Source organism: Qingshengfaniella alkalisoli, from assembly GCF_007855645.1.
In the GTDB taxonomy this organism is placed as follows: Bacteria; Pseudomonadota; Alphaproteobacteria; order Rhodobacterales; family Rhodobacteraceae; genus Qingshengfaniella; species Qingshengfaniella alkalisoli.
Genome location: NZ_CP042262.1, coordinates 65,793 through 84,819, shown reverse-complemented (window position 1 = coordinate 84,819; position 19,027 = coordinate 65,793). Strand labels below are relative to the sequence as shown.

At 57.2% G+C, this 19,027-nt stretch carries 15 protein-coding genes and 3 pseudogenes; 11 read left to right on the top strand and 7 right to left on the bottom strand.

All coding sequences use genetic code 11. The annotated features are described in order from the left end of the window. Positions 1-82: 82 nt before the first annotated feature. Positions 83-806: pseudogene (locus FPZ52_RS11830) on the bottom strand (IS1634 family transposase); the annotation flags it as partial. A gap of 33 nt (positions 807-839) precedes the next feature. Between FPZ52_RS11830 and FPZ52_RS11825 the strand changes: the two are divergent. Both FPZ52_RS11825 and FPZ52_RS11815 read left to right on the top strand, forming a co-directional pair. After that, positions 840-1,541 (top strand): annotated as a pseudogene (locus tag FPZ52_RS11825) (IS5 family transposase); the annotation flags it as partial. Between the two features lie 704 nt (positions 1,542-2,245). Next, positions 2,246-5,950 (top strand): capsular polysaccharide export protein, LipB/KpsS family, encoded by a 3,705-nt coding sequence (locus tag FPZ52_RS11815; RefSeq protein WP_168201338.1) that lies wholly within the window; start codon positions 2,246-2,248, stop codon positions 5,948-5,950. Positions 5,951-5,954: 4 nt separating this feature from the next. Here FPZ52_RS11815 and FPZ52_RS11810 read toward each other — a convergent pair whose 3' ends face one another. Continuing rightward, on the bottom strand, positions 5,955-6,932 hold the full coding sequence (locus FPZ52_RS11810; protein WP_146365823.1) for a capsular polysaccharide export protein, LipB/KpsS family: 978 nt from the start codon (positions 6,930-6,932) through the stop codon (positions 5,955-5,957). 427 nt (positions 6,933-7,359) lie between these two features. Between FPZ52_RS11810 and FPZ52_RS11805 the strand changes: the two genes are divergently transcribed. Then, positions 7,360-8,139, top strand: a complete 780-nt coding sequence (locus FPZ52_RS11805; protein WP_240804461.1) for an ABC transporter permease — start codon at positions 7,360-7,362, stop codon at positions 8,137-8,139. A gap of 10 nt (positions 8,140-8,149) precedes the next feature. Here FPZ52_RS11805 and FPZ52_RS11800 read toward each other — a convergent pair whose 3' ends face one another. The 3 genes from FPZ52_RS11800 to FPZ52_RS19065 are packed head-to-tail and all read right to left on the bottom strand — an operon-like array spanning position 8,150 to position 10,389. Then, positions 8,150-9,010 (bottom strand): glycosyltransferase family 2 protein, encoded by an 861-nt coding sequence (locus FPZ52_RS11800; protein ID WP_146365822.1) that lies wholly within the window; start codon positions 9,008-9,010, stop codon positions 8,150-8,152. Further along, positions 9,007-10,107 (bottom strand): glycosyltransferase, encoded by a 1,101-nt coding sequence (locus tag FPZ52_RS11795; RefSeq protein ID WP_146365821.1) that lies wholly within the window; start codon positions 10,105-10,107, stop codon positions 9,007-9,009. The genes FPZ52_RS11800 and FPZ52_RS11795 overlap by 4 nt, the downstream gene beginning before the upstream one ends. 39 nt (positions 10,108-10,146) lie before the next feature. Further along, complete coding sequence (locus tag FPZ52_RS19065; protein ID WP_205758638.1) at positions 10,147-10,389, bottom strand: hypothetical protein; 243 nt, start codon at positions 10,387-10,389, stop codon at positions 10,147-10,149. Positions 10,390-10,875: 486 nt separating this feature from the next. On the opposite strand from FPZ52_RS19065, the gene FPZ52_RS11785 reads away from it, so the two are divergent. After that, positions 10,876-11,880, top strand: a complete 1,005-nt coding sequence (locus tag FPZ52_RS11785; protein WP_146365819.1) for a ParB/RepB/Spo0J family partition protein — start codon at positions 10,876-10,878, stop codon at positions 11,878-11,880. Next, on the top strand, positions 11,877-12,455 hold the full coding sequence (locus FPZ52_RS11780) for a VanZ family protein (protein WP_146365818.1): 579 nt from the start codon (positions 11,877-11,879) through the stop codon (positions 12,453-12,455). Before FPZ52_RS11785 ends, FPZ52_RS11780 begins: the two co-directional genes overlap by 4 nt. Here FPZ52_RS11780 and FPZ52_RS18950 read toward each other — a convergent pair. Then, positions 12,450-13,088, bottom strand: a complete 639-nt coding sequence (locus FPZ52_RS18950; RefSeq protein ID WP_168201330.1) for a hypothetical protein — start codon at positions 13,086-13,088, stop codon at positions 12,450-12,452. The genes FPZ52_RS11780 and FPZ52_RS18950 overlap by 6 nt on opposite strands. Here FPZ52_RS18950 and FPZ52_RS11770 point away from each other — a divergent pair. The 6 genes and pseudogenes from FPZ52_RS11770 to FPZ52_RS11745 all read left to right on the top strand — a co-directional run bounded on the left by FPZ52_RS11770 (position 13,064) and on the right by FPZ52_RS11745 (position 16,641). After that, the gene (locus FPZ52_RS11770; protein WP_146365816.1) at positions 13,064-13,453 is read left to right on the top strand and encodes a type II toxin-antitoxin system death-on-curing family toxin; all 390 of its coding nucleotides are present in this window, start codon (positions 13,064-13,066) and stop codon (positions 13,451-13,453) included. The two genes, FPZ52_RS18950 and FPZ52_RS11770, sit on opposite strands and share 25 nt — an antisense overlap. 94 nt (positions 13,454-13,547) lie before the next feature. Then, the gene (galE, locus tag FPZ52_RS11765) at positions 13,548-14,540 is read left to right on the top strand and encodes a UDP-glucose 4-epimerase GalE (protein ID WP_146365815.1); all 993 of its coding nucleotides are present in this window, start codon (positions 13,548-13,550) and stop codon (positions 14,538-14,540) included. Positions 14,541-14,647: 107 nt separating this feature from the next. Further along, positions 14,648-15,391: a glycosyltransferase family 2 protein gene (locus tag FPZ52_RS11760; RefSeq protein WP_146365814.1), complete on the top strand. Its 744-nt coding sequence runs from the start codon at positions 14,648-14,650 to the stop codon at positions 15,389-15,391. A 15-nt stretch (positions 15,392-15,406) separates the two neighbouring features. Further along, positions 15,407-15,703, top strand: a pseudogene (locus FPZ52_RS19595) (transposase); the annotation flags it as partial. Between the two features lie 410 nt (positions 15,704-16,113). Next, positions 16,114-16,335 (top strand): type II toxin-antitoxin system CcdA family antitoxin, encoded by a 222-nt coding sequence (locus FPZ52_RS11750; protein WP_146365813.1) that lies wholly within the window; start codon positions 16,114-16,116, stop codon positions 16,333-16,335. A 12-nt stretch (positions 16,336-16,347) separates the two neighbouring features. Then, positions 16,348-16,641 (top strand): CcdB family protein, encoded by a 294-nt coding sequence (locus FPZ52_RS11745; protein ID WP_146365812.1) that lies wholly within the window; start codon positions 16,348-16,350, stop codon positions 16,639-16,641. 365 nt (positions 16,642-17,006) lie between these two features. On the opposite strand, the gene FPZ52_RS11740 is transcribed toward FPZ52_RS11745, so the two are convergent. Then, positions 17,007-18,929 carry a DUF927 domain-containing protein gene (locus tag FPZ52_RS11740; protein ID WP_168201337.1) on the bottom strand — a complete coding sequence of 641 codons (1,923 nt, stop codon included), beginning with the start codon at positions 18,927-18,929 and terminating at the stop codon, positions 17,007-17,009. Positions 18,930-19,027 lie beyond the last annotated feature (98 nt).

Here is a 19,027-nt window from a genome sequence, read left to right as displayed (position 1 = left end):
CACCCCCCAAGTTCATCAGTAGAGCGCTTAAGCAATTGATATTGTTAAGGCCGATTAGCCAAGAATGTGACAACAAAGCCCGTCAGGCGGGTTTGGGGAGATCCATGGCTTCGAAGAGGTCGAGTTGTTCCGGTGTTGTTCTGCTGACGCCGTGCAAGGTGCGGTTTCCCGCATGGGCGGTGTGTTTCTGGATGCGCGCGAGCATGTCGAGTGCTGTGCGGGGGCTTGCGGAATGCCCCTTTGCCTTCAGGCGCATGCGCATGACGCGGTAGAGCAACCAGCGCGAGAAAGCAGATCAGGGCATGGGCGCGGATGCGGTCGGGCAGCCGGTGGTGGACGGGGGCGATCTCTATGTCGGACTTCAGCACGCGAAAGCCGCGCTCGATATCGGCCAGGGCCTTGTAGCGTGATAGGGCGTCAGTCGCCGTCAGATCGGACGCGTTGGTCAGCAGCGCGAGTTTGCCGTCGAAGAGTTCCGCTCGTGCGATGGCGTCCTCGTCGAGGCTCCAACTGAACCGGTCGGCTTGCAGGTCGGGCTTGATGAAGCGGGTCAGTTCGGCTTCGGCGACGGCGCGAGTGAACCGGCTGTAGGCGCCACGATCGGAAGCGCGACGACCGCGGGCGGTCTCACCGTCATCTTGCCGATCAAGCTTCGTCACCATGCGCTCTGCCATATCTTCGAGCTCTCGGATGCGCGCCCTGCGCCGGCCTGATCGCTCTTCAGCGCGCAGTTGATCATGGGCGACGATCAGGCGATGCCCGGCGAAGGTATCCTCGGCCAGGCCATCATCGTCGAAGGCAAGCCCCTTGGGTTCGACAGTTAAGCCGAGATTTGGACGGACTGGCCGGTGCCGGATTTCTCGACCCTGTGCCGACGTCAGGCGCGGATAGCGGTGCAGATCCCGTATCGCGTCTCCGGGCGGCTGCAGAACCTGTTGATCAATAGCACAGGTATCAAGTTCCGTGGCGACGGTGAATGGCTGGCCCGCAAGCATGGAGTCTCGCGCCGGAGGCAGTGGCGGAAAGTACATATCGCCATGGACGCCGGCACGGGAGACGTTCGCGCGGTCGAGTTCACCTCAAGCCGTCAGGGCGACAGCCCGCTGCTGCCGGAGCTGCTGGCACAGATCCCGACCGACGAGACGATCGAGACCGTCACCGCCGACGACGCCTATGACACGCGCCGATGTCATGGGGCGATCTTTGAGCGAGGTGTCGATGCGTTCGGGCATTCCTTCGAACCCGTGGCAGTCATGCCCTCACTACCCATCCGCCGCAACGGACGCGTCTGGAAGGAAGACTGCCCCGCAGCCTTCGCGCGAAACGAGATCCTGCGTGCAACCCGACACCTGGGCCGGGCGCTCTGGAAGAAATGGGCGCGATACCATATCCGAAGCCGGGTCGAGGCCAGGATGAACTGCCTGAAACTTTTCGGTGAGAGGATCATGTCCGTTCGCCAAACCGCCGAAATCCACATCCGCATCGCAATCATGAACACCTTCTCGGCCCTCGGCAGGGCCAAAATCGAAGCCGTCACCTGAACTCTGCCGGGAAAGGGCGCATTCACCCTCGAACCTGATTTGCGCAACATTACCTCTTGTCGAGACCTTCCGGAACGTGGCCTTTGACGCGGACGGGTTGGCCGAGGGTCGGCTTCGCCGGTCAAGGGGCACAGTGCAAGCCCACGCACTGCTCTCGACATGCTCGCGCACATACAGCGCCACAGCGCGAAAATTGGTGAACGCTCGCCTGATGGGATCTCAACGACTACCCCGGAACAATTGGAGCTGTTCGACGCCCCGAACCTGCGAAAACCCGCCTGAAAGCCGTCGCGTAGTCACACAAAGGCAGTACCCGCCAAACAAAATCAATCGCTTACGAGTTTTGCAGTCGAACTTTGGCGAGCACCACAGCCCGCATTCGAGTCTCGACGGGCTCACCACGCGGGAGTATTATCAACGATCAAGAGAGAACCAAACCCTGAACAGAGCTAACTGAAAAACGCAGCCTCAAGGGGAGCAGGTCAAGCTTTGGCTCTTATTCAGTTCGCACACCAGAGATCCGCCACAATTGAACATTCCATTAATTACCTATAGAAGCATTAAAAACTTACAGCAGCGCGCTGTCGCTGATGCATAATTAAAAGGCGAGGACGTTTTTCGTTATGGCACGGCACAGGACGGCGCTTAAGAAATTTACTAGTCTCCTCGAAGATAAGCGCAAAGGCACTCCCGAAGATCGGGACATGCATGCGTTTATCATAGAGAACAGATTTTCGCCGTGGAGCGTGGGATTCATAAGGGCGAATATCAGTTCGGCATTTTCTGCAAATTTGCCGGCTCTATTCCCAAACCTCATTGCAGCAGATGATCGCTTCGTTACGCAAAGCAAAAGAGTTCTTCTTTATGGCGCTGTAGTCGAAGACGAGGCTCTTTCGCACAAAAGCACGCAAGTAGCCCTAGAAAACGCATCTCCCGGGGATGAAATAGTTTTCTTCGAGATGGGCTTTCTTGCCTCAAGCCATAGCTGGTCGCAAGCCATTCAACAACGCGATCCAGAGATGGCCTGTCTTGGCTATGTCTATGATGACATTGCACATTACTACATGGCAGACTATCCTAACCGATTGATCCAGCGGCTGAATGGCGACATTGAACTAAGTGAAGTTGAACAAGCTCGTGCTGCGGCACTGATGGAGCGCATCGTGTGTGCTCGGATCTCCAAATACAACTCTCAACCATTGACTGGTGCTTTGTCTACTACAGGAGCGTCGCGCCGTGTCTTAGTAGTTGATCAGAACTTCTCAGACGCGTCGACAATCTACGGACGCGCATCCGAACAAGACTTCAAGGACATGCTCGCAACCGCTGTGGAGGAAAATCCCGACGCTGAAATATGGGTGAAAACCCATCCCGATGTGACCTGGGTAAACGATGGCAAGCGTACCGGGTTCTACAATCACCTTTCGGATCATGGCCGCGTCAGGATTCTACGCGACCCTATAAACCCCTACGCCCTGTTCGAGCATGTCGATACGGTCTATGTTGGGACCAGCGGCATGGGGTTGGAGGCGCTGTTTGCGGGCAAGCGCGTCGTCTGCTTTGGCGCGCCTTTCTACGCGGGGTGGGGCCTCACGGATGACCGGCGCGAGATACCGCATCGCCATCGCTCCCGCAGCCTCGAAGACATATTTCACGCGTTTTATATCTGGTACACGATCTATCATGTGCCGGGCGCACCCGTGCCCTCACGCATCGAGGATGCCCTCGACTACATTGAGAAGTACAGACCCGTCGCGCTACCAGCTGCGGCGGAGGGGCACGTTCCAACAATCTCGGTTATTGTTCCCGTTTACAATGTCGAAAAATATATCCGGGAGTGTATCACTTCGATTCAGGCGCAGACCTTCAAGGATTTTGAGATTATCGCGGTTGTCGACAAAAGCGAGGATCGCAGCCAGGTGATTCTTGAAGAATTAGCGGAGCATGACCCGCGCATTCGTATTCTGGAACTACCCGAGAATGTTGGCCCGGGATTTGCACGCAATAGAGGACTTGACGCCGCCCGCGGCACTTACATCCACTTCATAGACCCCGATGACTATATGCCTTCCCGGCATCATTTTGATGCTGTGAATGAAGCCATCGCCAATGACCTCCCTGACATGATCCGAGGCCGGAAAGCCTATGAACAACTAGAAAATGAAGACGGTACCATTACGGGGCGACGCCAGGACAAAGTCGAAACCTATTTTAACGAACCCTTTGCGATGCAAAGCCTTACCTCAAGGCCGGAAATTCTTCACAGTCGCCATTTCTGGAATTGGACCTATCGCCGGGAATTTTTACAAGAAAACGATATCCGATTCATTACAACCTACCGTGAAGAACGGGCGTTCTTGCTCAAGGCACTGCTATCCACCGACAGAATTTCGTCGCTCGACAGCGCGTCGGTCGTCTACAGAATCCGGCCGGATTCAGCAGTTCGGCGGGCCCAGTCTCGCTCGGACGTAACTGATCAATTCAATAACTTCCGAACGGTCGTCTCACTGCTGCACGATAAGGGCGCGTTTGATAGAAGCTCTGACCTCTTTGCGACGGCAACCTTTCAGGTGGCGCAGTTCCTGCACTATCTATTTTGGGGCTTTGCGTACAAAACAGTTCTCGCCACCGAAGACTCTGATTTTGAGGACGAGTTCTTTGAGGGCCTGAAACAGGTTCTAGAAGGAACCGGCTTGCGCGCTAGTGATTTGAGCGACATGCCCACCCAGCTTTCCGCCGCTCATAAAGATGCTCATGCCTATGGCCTTCTATTTGAGAGCATACTGTCCAAGCGCCCTGATCTCATCGATGCCGCTCGGCACCTCAAGCCTATCGCTCAATCCCAACTCTACCTAGAGTTTCTTAAGGATGCGCCGACGCCGCGCGAACGTGCGCTCGCCGATGCGCTATCGCTTTATGCGCGCAACGACCGTGTACGCCGCTCTGATGCCAAGGAGTGGAACGGACCCAAACCAAGGGTTGTCATCCACATCGGCGTCACCAAGACTGGAAGCACCTATCTGCAGCATCTGATGGAGCAAAACCGTCCCGAACTACTGCGCAAGGGCGTCTGGTATCCCGAAGTCGGCCTCTTCTGGCAATCCGGTCGCAGTCACAAACAAGCTGGGCACGCGCAGTTTGCTACATCTGCTATCAACGAAGATCCCGATCTTCTGAATTATATCTCCTCAGGCGTGTCGCTCATGCAGGGCCGGGTCAAGACCATTGTGCTGTCGAGCGAGGCGTTTTTTCTGAACCCTAATGCACACCTTTTGGCACAGTACTTCGTCGGATATGACGTGGAAATGGTGGTCTATCTACGGCGCCAGGACGACTGGGCCAATTCGCAATACGCCGAATTTGTTGCCGGAGGTGCTGTAAACCGCGTTTCGGCATCAGTCACAGATTGGCTAGCGGCGCCAAAAACCCGTGATCTGCTGGATTATCGCCAAATTCTCGGACGATGGGAGCATGCGGTTGGGCGGGACCATGTCCATGTTCGAGTTTACGAGCCCACACAACTATTGGAGGGAGACCTCCTTAAGGATTTCGTCGAAGCGGCAGGATTACCGGATTTGTCCGAATTGCCGCGCCCAGATTCCCGGCAGCGCAACTACGGTGCGCTTTCCTCGGCTCACATCGAGGTACTGCGCTTCTTTAATAGCCTGCCATTTCCAAGTCGTGATGCTTACTTTTCTTTCATTCAAGATGTGGCGGACCAACTCCAAGACTGGCGCAAGCGCAACGGTCATGAAATGCCAAAGCCTGACCTATTGGACATCCACACGCGGACCCGAATTCTAGATACCGCGCAGAACTGCAATGCCGAGATTGCCCGGCGCTATCTCGGACGCACAGACGGCATCCTGTTTTTATCCTCGCCGCCTACAGCTACTTCCGCACCGATACCTCTTTACAGCGCAGAGCTCGAGATTATCGCGGAAGGATACCGGAGACACGGAAGCGGCATGTTGGACGAGGGGACGGGACGCACAAACCAGCTAGGTTCATCTCCTGCAATCGTGAACTATGGTTTGTTCGGCTGGCGCCTCTGGGCGCTTACGCCATTTGTTCGCCGCCGACTTGTCTCGCGAGCATCTCCTGACCTCATTCGTGAGTTCGACAGGGACCCGGCCACGTTCTTGCACAACATGCGGCTCGAGCGGCAGCGCAAGGCTGCGCGTTATATCTATCCGCAAGGTAACATTTATGGGCCGGCGAATATCTTTGCATTTTGGGTGCCCCCCATTGAACGAGCTTTAGGCAAGACACGTGGCGATCGAGCTCTCAGCAGACTCCGAAAGTCCCCGATTCTCTACTTCCGAACACATCCGCGGCGCACGATGCGCATCATCGGGCGCCTGATGTTTCCGATCGGTGAAGCGCGTAAATCGGGAGAGCAGGGCTAGCGTCCTATACGGCTTTGACGGGCCTGTACTTTTCGATGTAATCGAGGGCATCCTCGATGCGTGAGGGCACGGGTGCGCCCGGCACATGATAGATCGTGTACCAGATATAAAACGCGTGAAATATGTCTTCGAGGCTGCGGGAACGATGGCGGTGCGGTATCTCACGCCGGTCATCCGTGAGGCCCCACCCCGCGTAGAAAGGCGCGCCAAAGCAGACGACGCGCTTGCCCGCAAACAGCGCCTCCAACCCCATGCCGCTGGTCCCAACATAGACCGTATCGACATGCTCGAACAGGGCGTAGGGGTTTATAGGGTCGCGTAGAATCCTGACGCGGCCATGATCCGAAAGGTGGCTGAAGTAACCCGCCCTCCCTTTCGGCCGCGATGCAGTATCGGGATGCGTCTTGACCAGAATATCTGCGTCAGCGTTCTCGCGAACAGCAGCAGCCAACATCTCCTCAAAACCCGTTTCATCAATAAGTCCGTAAACGGTAGATGCGTCCGCAAAGGATTGATCGCAAACGAGAACCTTACGCCGCTCTGCGTTCCCTAGTGATGGAGCGGCTAATGGCTGCGAATTATACTTTGATATCCGCCTGTCCCGTATTCGATTCATCGCACTTTGGGCGCGCTTCGTCTCATCGGCCGTCAGTTCCTGCGGGCCATTAAGACGCTCTATCAATCGATTCGGATACTCCGCCATGTAGTAGTGGGCAATGTCGTCATAGACATAGCCAAGACAGGCGGCTTCTGGGCGGTGATCGCGATAAGACTCGATCCAGCTATATGCGGATGCCAGAAAACCTTGTTCGAAGAGTATGATTTCCGCCTTCTCTCCCTTGGCACGCAGGATACGCCCAAGTCCCGCATGCGAGGGTCCAGAACGGTCGTGGATCGCACCGGTCGTTAGGAACTTGTCCGAAGCCCGCCAAGCTGCCCCGTCACGATCATAGACTAACAGATTCGGAAAAAGCCGCGTCATCTCGCGGGCATATGTACGCGAGAGATTGTTTCTGGGGTATCCGATGGAAATACGGCACCCTTGAATGCTCAGAACATAATCCCGAATGTCGCGCGATTGAATCGAATGCTGCTGCGTAGCAAGAAAGGAGCACCATCTGCGCAGATCATGCTTATGATGCCATCGCTTTAGAACGTTTTCGAGTCTTGTTTGCCCTCGTAATCTCAACTATCTGCTCTCGGACGCTATGGCCGCCAGACTATTCCGGCTGCAAGCACGGTCTAACCAAGAATCCCCCCAGTCACCAGCCACTGTTCAGCAGACACCCCTTCTGCGCGCAAGAAGATTTTCATAGCGTCATCAGACAAACTGCATGAGAGGCGTTCGACTTGTGGATCGTCATTCCCTGCAATAGATTGATTAAACTGGCAATGGAAGAGTAGAGGCCATGACAGCGATCTGGGATATGCGTACAATTCGTGTCATCGTCGCATTGATGTTGCGGGAGATGTCAACGACCTACGGTCGCTCGCCTGGTGGTTATATCTGGGCGATTCTGGAGCCAGCGGCGGGCATTACACTTCTTACGCTAGCATTCAGCGCCATTTCGCGGACGCCCGCGATCGGAACAAGCTTTCCTTTGTTTTATGCTTCCGGACTCGTTCCGTTCCTGATGTATACTTCCACCCAAAACAAGGTCTCAAAGGCAGTCACGTTCTCGCGGCAACTTCTTATTTACCCTAGAGTCACCTATCTTGACGCGGTTCTCGCTCGTTTCTTGCTGAACGCACTGATACAAATCGTCGTTGCGACTGTTGTTTTTGCAGGCATATTTTTGCTGTATGATCTTCCGCTTATGCTTAACTACACTGAGGTCGCCACCGCATTGGTGCTGGCACTGATGATTGGGCTTGGCGTTGGATCCCTGAATTGTCTTCTTTTTTCATTATACCCGGTTTGGTCTCAGGTCTGGGGAATTGTAAATCGTCCCGCGTTTCTTGCCTCTGGCATATTTTTTACTTTTGATCAGATTCCTGAGAAGTATGCCCAATACTTATGGTACAATCCGCTTATCCACGTTGTTGGAAAAATGCGGCAAGGTGTATACCCTGAATATATTGGCGATTACGTTTCCGTGGAATATGCCATGTGTTTTGCTATTTTTCCAATGACCGTGGGTATTTTTTTCTTGAGAAGATATCACAAGAAAATACTGAACGAACTTTAGAAGAGCCCATTCAACGCCGTTCAGGGTTACGGTTAAGTTGCAGGCTCGCGATCTCCGCTATTTCGAGAGGCCACAGAAACAGCCGGATGATCAGAGCTTTGAGTCGATCAGGGATTGGTCTCGCACTTCGTGCAAGGTGCCAAAGTTCAGGGATTGGCGGCAACAACGTGCGGGCCATCCAGTATATCCGCTCGTAATAGGATCCATGGGTTAATTGCGCACCCTTGACCCTTCTCGCTTTCTTTACGAGATCTCCCCAACTCGCACGGGCCGGGTGCTCTACAACCGCATTCGAAAGAAATAGAAGCGGTATTCCATGCTGCTTCGCTCTGCGGCAGAACTCCGCATCTCCCCCCGAAAACCGCTGCGGGTCAAACCCGCCAACTCTTCTGAAAACTTGTGCCGGTACCGCCAGATTGGCCGTAGCAGCATAGCCCCGCGAGACGTAGCGCCGCTGTGGTATCCCTCTCACCAAGTCATAGCTCGAGCACCAGTTCGGCGGGCCCTCCCGGAACATCTGGACATCGCCTGCAAGCAGCGTCTCGCCCACATCGTTGAAAGCTGCACAGAGATTCGCCAGCCAATCGGATCTTGGGACGCAATCGGCGTCCGTAAAGATCAGCCACGTCCCTCGCGCGACCGATGCCCCCGCATTGCGCGCGGCATACGACCCCGGTTTTGCGCACTTTATGATCTGCGCACATTCGGGCAACGTGCCAAGCCCCGGTTCGAAATCAGGCTCATTGTTCACGATGATCAGCTCTACTTCGCCCGGTGCTCGTTTGAGCGCGCTCCACGCGGTCAGAAATGTCTGCATCCGGTCCCATTGACGATACACAGGCACAATCACCGAACAGGCTATCGCAGTCATGTACGCACCATCAGGGATAGGTAGCGTTGTGCCGCTTCGTCCGCTCGAAACCGATCCATGGGGAGTGCAGAGGCGGATAGGGGTATCTGCGCAGCCAATGTGTTCACCATCGCATGAGCCATGGCTGTAACATCGCCCACAGGAACGAGCGGTCCTAGGCGCCCGCCTTGCAAGATCTCCGCCGGACCGGCGGGACAATCGGTCGAGATGACCGGACAACCGCAGCCCATTGCTTCGACCAGAACCATCCCGAATCCCTCCCAACGCGATGAGAGCACAAAAAGTTGTGCTTTCGCCAGATAGCAAAAGACGTTCGGAACATGGCCGGGTAGAGATACATGCTCCGAAATTTCCAGATCCGATATCAACGCTTCCAGAGCCGAGCGGTCCGGGCCTTCTCCCAGAATGATCAGCCGCGCCGGATGCGAGGCTCGCAACTTGGCAAAGGCGCGGATCAGAAGCGGGAAATCCTTCTGCTTGCTCAGCCGACCAATCCCCAGAATTACCGGAACCTCCCCCCCCTGCAGCCAAGGATGGAAGCAGGGCGCCTGTGCCAGGTCATTATACCAATCCGTCCAGGCAGGGTTTTCAATCACGCGCAGCTTGTCTTCGGGCAAACCTGCAGCCGCAAGATCATTGCCAACACCGTGGGAAACCGCAACCAGATGGTCTGCCCATCCCGCAAACCGAACAGCAAGCGCATCGACCAGCCGGTCTTTGAGTCTTGCGTGTGAACGTTCCGTGCTGCGATGCGTGTGAAAACTCCAAACCAGCGCGCAGTGCTTGCTCGCTCCGGTGCTCCGATGTGCGGCGGTCATCAGCAGATGCATGTAGTTTCGCGCCGTAACAATCATATGGGGGCGCGACTGCGACATATACCGCTTGGCAGCTCCAAAAGCCTGCCGTGTACGGCCTGCCAGAACCACGGTCTCCACACCATCGGGTATACGGCGTCCATCCTTTGGCACGGTTGTCAAAAGGAGATCGACCTTCGCACCGCGGGCAACAAGCCCTTCAGCAAGGTTCAAAGTCACAGTGCCGATCCCGCCGCCATCAATAGAACCGGGCGCTAACGCGATGCGTGGAGCGGCTGTCATAGAAGGAAAGCTCCAAACATGCTTCCTGTACGAAATGTGTTAGTCATCTCCGCTACGCTTCTTGCAATACGCCATAAAAGCCCTCGCCGGACTACACAATCTCGGACGTCCCAACGCTGCCCAGTAACGCCACCAATCCGCTTCCAGCGCATTAGCATCCAGCCCAGATACCGCGGCCAAGGGGTAAGATGGGTCATCATCGACTACGTCCACCGCACGGGGTATGATGACGGCCATGTCGTTCTCTATCACATCCAACTGGTAGTCTGACAAGTGATCCAATGCAGCAATATCCCGGATTATCTTTCGAAAGACACGTCGCAGGGACGATGAACTCGGTTTTGGGGCAAGATTTCCATCGAGATTTGCCAGCGCCGCTGGCGTCCACAATTCTTGCGCGATCATTCGTATAGACGCCGCTCCAACGGCTTTCGAGCGTAAAATAGTCGCGGCTCAGCGTTAGCACCGCGCGATAGAGCCAGTCCGACAGTGTGACCGACACGTTCACCATACGGGTCTGTTCGGGTCCGACGTAAGATTTCCCAGCTTTCCAGCAGGCTGAAGCCTGAGGTTGTGACTGTATCGCCTGTCGGGATGTTGGTAAGAGATTATTGATCGGGGCATGGCGGCGGGATGAACTGGCCGCACAAGCGGAGGCCGCGCAATGAACCTTGATCTGTTTCGCGTGCGAAACACCGCACGGTGGGCCAAGGATTTATTGACCGGGCGCACCCCATACAGCCCCTTTGCCAATGAAGGAGCCGCCTGATGGCCAGACGCCGCCTGACCCCCGCGCAGCCGGGTTACCTTTCGCCCTCGCAAACGCCGGATAATGGCGGACGACGGCTGAACCTGTCGGTGCCACCCATTGCGCAGGTCGCCAGCGAAGCGGCAGGCGTATCGGCACTGCGTGAAATGGCGGATGGAATCGAAGCCGCCCGTCAGGAAGGCCGGATGATCGTCGAGGTGCCGCTGGGCAAGATCGCCGCTGATCACCTGCTGCGTGATCGCGTCACGCTGGATCAGGACGAGTTCGATACGCTCAAGGCCTCCATCCGCAAACACGGTCAGCGCACACCGGCAGAGATCACCCCCCTGCCCGACAGTGACGCTCCCTTTGGTCTGATCTCCGGCTGGCGGCGCTTGCGTGCCCTGACAGCGCTTCACGCGGAAACCGGAGAGGACCGCTTCGCCACGTTGCGTGCCCTGATCCGCCCAGCTGAGGAAGCCGCCGACAGCTATGTCGCGATGGTCGAGGAAAACGAGATCCGCGTCGGGCTAAGCTATTACGAGCGTGCGCGCGTCGCCTATGAGGCCGCCAGGCGCGGTGTGTTCGAAGATCAGGGCGCAGCACTGCGGGGGCTGTTCGGAACGGCCAGCCGCGCGAAGCGGTCCAAGATCGGATCCTTCATGCAGCTTCATGAAGAGCTGGGCCATGTCGTGCGCTTTCCCGCCGATATTCCCGAACGGTTGGGGCTGGCGCTGGTGTCGCGGCTGCGCTTTGGTGACCGACATCGCATTGCCGAGGCGCTGAAAGAGGCAGACCCGCAAACCGCCGAGGACGAGATCGCCCTGCTGGCCAAGCTGGCCGACCCCCCCAGGCAGAAGCCCAGTGTTTCGCGCGCGAAACAGCCGGCCGAAAAGCTGGGCAAAGACCTGTCGCTGAATGCCGTGCGGAAAGGTCGGACCATTACGCTCACGCTGACGGGCCAGAATGTCGATGACGCGTTGCTGGCACAGGCGCAGGATCTGCTGAGACGCCTCAAGGCATGACACCGGTCGAGATGGTCATCTATGCGGGCGGCGCGCTTCTTTACGCATTGGCCGGCACATTGGTCCTGGGGCTGGGCGTCAGGTTGGCCGGCCACCGCCTGTCGCGGGCTGCTGCGACATTTGCCCTGACGGCGCTGTTCGTCGTCTTTCTGGGCCTGCACCCCTTTCCCGATCCGGCTACGCTCGATTGCAGCCAAGGCGGCGCCCGCAAGTATGTCGAGCCCTTCCGGTTCACCCATGCCTACACCCGCTTCTGGAATGAAGGCCGCCCTTTGGGTGATTGGCTCTATAGCCTCAGCATCGTGTCGCCAGTGATGAATGTCGCGCTGTTCGCGCTGCCCGGTATGGCATTGGCGCGCGTCACGCGCAGCTGGAACCGTGCGGCCGTGTGTGCCATCTGCCTGACCGGGTTTATCGAGTTGTCACAGATCACGGCGCTTTACGGTCTCTATCCCTGCTCCTACCGCCACTTCGAGATCGACGACCTGATCCTGAACGTCACGGGTGTCATGTTGGGGTTTGCCCTGGTGCGCAGTGTTTCGCGCGCGAAACAGCGCGGTCAGGATATCTTATGATGGCTGGCCGGGATAGTCGGGCTCCAGCTCGTTGACCTGCTTGGCGACCCGTCGATGGGTCGAGTAATAGCCGTTACCCCAATCTTTCGAGAACTCCGAGGTCAGGATCTTTTCGATCCCATCCCATTGTTTGCCGTGGTCGGTCTTTTCCTTGCTGGATTTGATTTTGATCTTCATCCCGTACTTGGTGAGCGTCGAGGTTGCCTGTTCGTAATCTTTGATGAGCTTGGCTTTCTGGCTGCTGATCTTTGCCAGTTCCTTCTCGACACCGATCAGCTTCTTGTTCAACGCGTCCATGTCTTTCGAGAGCTTGTCGAAGGTTGGACCCAGATCATCCTTGAACTCTTTCTTGACGAAATCCTTGCCCCATGCGGTTTCCATGGCGCCTTTAGCGATATTCCATCTCTTTCTGAATGCGCTGGACATGTGCCACCTTAAATAATTTTTGTAAAAATCGGCGATTATCAAGGTGAGTTTTGCAGACTCAATGGGCTCGCTCAACCCTTGCGTGAATCGAAGGGGTGATACTGCTCGGCTCAAGCGTTCCGCGCGCAAAAACAGCCCGAGATCGTGATGGACGAAAACCGCGATCTTCTTGCTGCCCTGGCATGAGCGATCCCGTTCGGATCCCATTGCGTGCCGTAGTTGTTTTCCACGACCGACAAATAGCGCGCCACGGTGGAGCAGCGGGTTTTCGCGATCTCGCGTTGTTGGAAGCAGCCTGCCGGCCTGCGGTTAACCGCCACGCTTATGCAAGCGCCTCCCTTGTGGAGTTGGCCGCCGCCTACGCGTTCGGCATCGCCAAAGCGCGTGCATTTGTTGATGGCAACAAACGGACAGCTTGCGTGACTGCAGTGACCTTTTTGCGCGTGAACGGTTTGGTGTTTCGGACCGATGCGATCGAAGGTGTGCGCATGATGGAAGACCTTGCAGCCGGTAAAGTTCTGGAGAACGATTTCGCGGATTGGCTTGCACGAGACGTCACACCTATCGGGTAACCGCCGATCAGGATGTTTCGCGCGCGAAACAGTTTTCCTTTTGGGCAAGGCCCGATAGTCAGAGGGAAAGATCCACATCACAAGGGCAGGCAGCATGACTTCCACGGTTCTGGTTACGGGCGGCGCGGGCTATATCGGTTCGCATGCATGCAAGGCGTTGGCGGAAGCGGGGTATACCCCTGTGACCTTCGACAGCTTTGTCACCGGCTGGCGCGACGCGGTGCAGTTCGGCCCTTTGGAAGAAGGTGATCTGCGGGACCCCGCGCGGCTGGACGAGGTCTTTGCCAAGCACAAACCAGTGGCGGTGATGCATTTCGCAGCGCTGTCGGATGTCGGCCAGTCCGCCCGCGATCCGGGGCTGTACTGGGACAACAACGTGATCGGGTCATTGCGGTTGATCGAGGCGATGCAGCGGGCAAGCGTGGAGCATATCGCCTTTTCTTCCACCTGTGCGACTTATGGTGAGCAGGACGGTGTGATGCTTGATGAAACCTGTCCTCAACAGCCGATCAATGCCTATGGGGCGTCCAAGCGTGCGGTTGAAGATCTGATCCGCAACTTCGCCGCGGCGCCGGGGGCTGTGCTGAACCATGTGTTCTTCCGCTATTTCAACGTGGCGGGCGCGGATCCGGACGGGCAGGTGGGCGAATTCCATCGCCCCGAAACCCACCTGATCCCGCTGGCGCTGGACGCGGTGCGCGGGCGGCGCGACAAGCTGACCATCTTCGGGCAGGACTACCCGACGCCGGACGGGACCTGCGTGCGCGATTATGTGCATGTCACCGACCTGATCGCCGCGCATGTGCTGGGGCTGGAATACCTGCTGAAGGGTGGTGCGTCAGAGGTCTTTAATCTGGGCACTGGCCGCGGCTTCTCCGTTCGTGAGGTGGTCGAGGCGGTTGCCCGCGTCACGGATGAACCAGTTCCGGCCGAAGATGGCCCGCGCCGCGCCGGCGACTGTGCGGCGCTGGTGTCGGGTTCACGCAAGGCCGCAGATGTTCTGGGCTGGAGCCCGGATCATTCAACGCTGGAGCAGATGATTTCCACTGCGTGGGCGTGGCACCAAAAGCCGGGCTATAGGAACTGAGTCTGTTTCGCGCGCGAAACACTGATGTAGCTGGGGAAACCCATTGGTGGTGTTTGCCAAGGTAGACCTGTAGCGTCCGATCAACCTTGCTTGTGTTGGAACCCCTGATGCCTCCCGTGTTTTCCATCGTCACCCCAGTTTACAACGCGGCCAAAACGGTCAGTGAAACGATCCAATCCATACAGGAGCAAACCCTGACAAGCTGGGAGCTGTGGTTGGTGGATGACGGGTCCACTGACGGATCCAGGGCGGTGATCGAAGATGCAGCGGCGCATGATGCACGTATCAATGTGATTTCCTTGCCCGGGCAGTCAGGGGCTGCTGTTGCACGTAACGCTGCCATCGAAGCAGCGACAGGCCATTACATAGCCTTTCTGGATGCAGATGATCTTTGGAAGCCACACAAGCTCGCGGTTCAAAAAGCTGCATTAGATGATGGAGCAGGGTTCGTTTTCTCCGCCTATGATCGAATAGATGAAGATGGTCGCCTATTGGGATCGGTTCGGGTGTCCATGCAGGTTGCCTATGCCGAGGCACTGAAGGGCAACCCGATCGGGTGTCTGACCGCCGCCTATGACACGCGGGTCTATGGTAAAGTGCTGATGCCGGACATGAAGCGCAGACAGGACTATGCGCTGTGGTTGAAGTTGCTGCGCCAACATGGACCAGCGATTGGAATTCAGGAAAGCCTCGCGCGCTACCGGGTGCGGTCAAACTCACTTTCGTCGAACAAGCGGGTTGCGATGAGGGCAACCTGGCGCGTGTACCGTGACTGTGAACAGCTAGGGGCGATCAAGGCTGGTTGGTACTTTGCGCACTACCTCGTGAACGCGGTGGGAAAGCGGATATAGGGACTTTGCAGCTTGGCTTGGCTGGGTTTGGTGCCGCGACAACACTCTTCAGGCAGCAAGGAACGGCTCGGACGCGTTTCGAAGGCAGGTCAGGTGAATATCCGTCGATTACTGGTCATTGGAGCAATGCCATGATTGAACTGGATGGAGCGTCAGTCGATCCCGGAGGGTTCATGGCTAGCACGTTTGTCGGCGCGAAAGCCGAAGAGGCTCGTGGCAATCACTTTGGCCAACAATATGGCACGCGCGATTTGGGCGATGTTGACACAACAGAAAGATTGTCGAGACCCGATATCGGTCGAGGCTGCATGACCCACATGCAGCAGCAAACAAGCCGATATTGGCAACAGGCGGCGTGAGAAGGCGTTGACCGGAATGCCTTCGAGATCGGTTCCGAGGTCCGTGACGGGATTGGCAGCTGGATTGCTTACTATACCGAAAAACGCCTGCACTCATCTCGGGGCCCACTGACCCCCGGCCGCAGCCTATGATTTCCGGATGTTGATTTCCGGACCCAGAACCTGAAAGTCGCCGCCTGTCAGAAAACCCATGCTATAGCTTAGCACGGCGTCAAACTGGTCGGACATCCAGGACCACCTCTTCCAGCCAAAGTCCCGTGCCTTCGCAAACGACTTAGAAGCAAGATCTTGTTCAGATCAACTTGATTGAATGTGACGTCGAGACTATACTCTTGTATTATACGTATCATTCAGGAGTGCATTATGGGCCGTGTAAAGGTCAATCTGACGCTCGATGCCGATGTGGCGGAAACGGCTCGGACGTTGGGTCTGAACATGTCGCGCTTGGCAGAGGCAGCGATTGCCGAGGCTGCCAAGCTGGAACGGAACCGGCAATGGCGCGAGGAAAACAGAACCGCGATCAGCGCCTATGCCGACGAGGTGGCCAAAGAGGGCTTGCCCCTCGCGCGGTACAGAAGTTTCTGAGGCGGGGCACCGATGGCGCAATTCGATCTCTATCGCCTGCACGACGGGCAGCTTGTTGTGGATCTGCAAACCGATCTGATCGGAATCAACGCGTCCCGTATTGTGGCCCCATTGCGCGACGCGGGCAGATACACGGCCTTTGCGGGGCTGACGCCGTCGGTCGAAATCGAAGGGATGACCTGGATTGTTCGTGTGCAGGAACTGGCCGCGGTCCCGGGGGCGGAACTGCGAGAGCCGGTCGGAACCCTGGAACAACTTCGTGATGTCCTGAAGCGCGCCTTGGACATCCTCATCGACGGGGTCTGAAGGTCACGGGCTCCAGGGTCGCGGAAGAGGCAGCAAGCCGGTCTATCTCATTGAAACTGAGAGTGTTGCATGGATCGTTTCCGTTTCGGATCTGGTCCTTCGATCTGACTGCCGGATACCGGGATGCCTTTCAAATTCAACGCATCGCGGCGGGGGCATCGCATGCTCCCCTCGTCTGCCGCCGCCCAAGCCTTACCGATCAGCGGTGGCATCGGGCAGTCCCGCCCCTGCCGCCTGCCCAGCACCCCGTCGAAGTCGATGCCATGCTTCGACAGATCCGGTACCCACTGTGATACGCTACCATGACGCACCTCTCTGTCCGCCTGTTTGTTGGACCGTTGGACTGTTGGACCACCGGGTCATGACTATCCGGAGCGTTCCGTATCCATAAGTTTCGACCGGTCCAGCCGGTAGCTCCTCGGGCGGCTCCGAATTTTTGATGCGGGCAGCTTGTACTGCAAGGATCGTGCTTCCCCTCCGGGCTTCAGTATTTCGGTTGCCTGAAGCTGGTCCAACAGATGATCAAGCTCCGCAACGTCGCGCCGGAGTGGATCGCCTAACAAGTAAACATGCTCCTCATCCTGCCAACCAATGGTGCTTTGAGGGGTCTCGATCAGCTGTTCAGGCGGCAAGTCGACAATCCGGGTTGCGTTCTGATCGAGATAGTCGCGTAAAATGTCGAGAGGCGTGTTTGCATTGATCGATGATGAACACGCCGCCTGCCAGCCAAGAGAGGCTACAGCCCGAACGGCTTCATCCGCGGTACCCTTCGACCACGGCAGAAGCCCGAAACTTATGGCCAGCTCTCCGGCGTAAGCAACGAGTGCGCAACGTTCGGCCACCGCTGTCGGCAAACCTGTTTGCTCGCTTCCTGCTTGCTCGGGCTGGGCCTGAATGTCGCGTGCAATGCGGTGCAGATCACTCGAAAGCGCGCTGCGGATCGCGGGCAGACCCCGGGTCAGCCTGTCGAGAAATGCGCGCAGCAACGTCCCGTGATGCCGTTCCATCGCGGCATCAAGATCGCGGGCAAACCGGGTACCACTTTCGTACCCGTGAAGATCGTGAAGAAGTCCGTAAGGACCAGGGTCTGCCGGAATCTCGATGATCCGCGCGGCCAGAGCATGGGGAACATCCTTGTTCTTTCGCCGCAGGCAGTATGCCAAGGGAAGCTCCGAGGTCGACAGCATCATCCGGCGCCAACGAAACCCGCCATCCGGATCACGCGACGAAAGAACACGCCCTGCCCCGAGATCCTCACCGATCGCAAGAAGCGCACGGAGATGCCGGGCCTCCGGATCACGCGGAAAGGCGTCCAGCGCCAATAACCCGTCCTGTGCCGCCCGGCTGAAGCGATGCAACCCGCTCTGTGCGGAGGTCCAGCTTTCCAACCGCGCGGGGTTGGTCCCGCAGCTGATTGCCAGTCGTAACAAAAGCGATTTGCCGATGCCGGAGAGCCCGTAAAAATTGAACCCTGCGGAGTTGATGGCTGACAGGTGCAAAAGTGGCCCTGCCAACGCTGTAGCGATTGCGAACACCAGCAGGGGGTTTCCGACCGCCCGTGCGGCAACCTCTGCCTGCCACCCGGCCAGACTGCCAGAGATGCCGAAGCCGACGGGCTGCGGATCGCTTAGCACGATCGCGGGCTGACGACTTTGATGCCGATAGATGGCCCCATCCGCCGTCACAAAGGCCATGACGCCGTCAGGATCGGTAAACCAACCCGGATGATCGGCGCGCCAGGCACGACCGGCTTCGGGCCACGCCCTCAGCAACGTCATGACTTTTTTCATGCCACCATACGCAACGAATCCGCGATCGATCAATTGACTGACACTGCCTCCGGCCTGCCCCGAGAGCTCGGAATACGAGATCGTCGCGCGGGCGAGACCGTCGTCGGGTGTCAGAAACTCGACCTCCAGCATCCAGCCCGTCCGGTCGGCGCTGCGGGCACGGCTGACCAGCCTGACCGGGCTGCACGTCGGTTCCTCGGCGTTGCCGAAATAGATGCCGCGTGACGCCTCGTCCAGGACATAGTCATCCGGCAATCCACGTTCGAGCTCCGCAAAGAACTCCGCGAGCCTGTTTTGCTGACAGGGATCATCGCGGCGGGTATCGGTGGTCAGCCGCAATCTGGTGTCGTCCTCGCAATCTTCGCTCCGCCCGACAGACACACGGCTTGCGGCCGGATCACCATCGTCCGGCAGCAATTCCGGGACCTGATGGCAACAATGCGTCAAGCCTGCGGAGGATGCGGACTGATGGGAGGTGGAGTCAGAAGGTTTGGTCATGGGACACATTTTTACTTTGATCGCAATCGCGCGTGACTGCGAGGGTGGGTGCTTAGTTATAGTGAGGCCCGGAGTTCTTCCGGCGCTCCAAGAATAGC

Excerpts from the sequence above, each read along its gene's own strand:
- FPZ52_RS18950 (WP_168201330.1), bottom strand. The coding sequence starts at position 13,088 with ATGGGATCCGAACGGGATCGCTCATGCCAGGGCAGCAAGAAGATCGCG.
- FPZ52_RS11785 (WP_146365819.1), top strand. The coding sequence starts at position 10,876 with ATGGCCAGACGCCGCCTGACCCCCGCGCAGCCGGGTTACCTTTCGCCC.
- FPZ52_RS11815 (WP_168201338.1), top strand. The coding sequence starts at position 2,246 with ATGCATGCGTTTATCATAGAGAACAGATTTTCGCCGTGGAGCGTGGGA.
- FPZ52_RS11780 (WP_146365818.1), top strand. The coding sequence starts at position 11,877 with ATGACACCGGTCGAGATGGTCATCTATGCGGGCGGCGCGCTTCTTTAC.
- FPZ52_RS11795 (WP_146365821.1), bottom strand. The coding sequence starts at position 10,107 with ATGACAGCCGCTCCACGCATCGCGTTAGCGCCCGGTTCTATTGATGGC.
- FPZ52_RS11745 (WP_146365812.1), top strand. The coding sequence starts at position 16,348 with ATGGCGCAATTCGATCTCTATCGCCTGCACGACGGGCAGCTTGTTGTG.
- FPZ52_RS11750 (WP_146365813.1), top strand. The coding sequence starts at position 16,114 with ATGGGCCGTGTAAAGGTCAATCTGACGCTCGATGCCGATGTGGCGGAA.
- FPZ52_RS11800 (WP_146365822.1), bottom strand. The coding sequence starts at position 9,010 with ATGACTGCGATAGCCTGTTCGGTGATTGTGCCTGTGTATCGTCAATGG.
- FPZ52_RS11740 (WP_168201337.1), bottom strand. The coding sequence starts at position 18,929 with ATGACCAAACCTTCTGACTCCACCTCCCATCAGTCCGCATCCTCCGCA.
- FPZ52_RS11760 (WP_146365814.1), top strand. The coding sequence starts at position 14,648 with ATGCCTCCCGTGTTTTCCATCGTCACCCCAGTTTACAACGCGGCCAAA.
- FPZ52_RS11805 (WP_240804461.1), top strand. The coding sequence starts at position 7,360 with ATGACAGCGATCTGGGATATGCGTACAATTCGTGTCATCGTCGCATTG.
- galE (WP_146365815.1), top strand. The coding sequence starts at position 13,548 with ATGACTTCCACGGTTCTGGTTACGGGCGGCGCGGGCTATATCGGTTCG.
- FPZ52_RS11810 (WP_146365823.1), bottom strand. The coding sequence starts at position 6,932 with ATGACGCGGCTTTTTCCGAATCTGTTAGTCTATGATCGTGACGGGGCA.
- FPZ52_RS11770 (WP_146365816.1), top strand. The coding sequence starts at position 13,064 with ATGAGCGATCCCGTTCGGATCCCATTGCGTGCCGTAGTTGTTTTCCAC.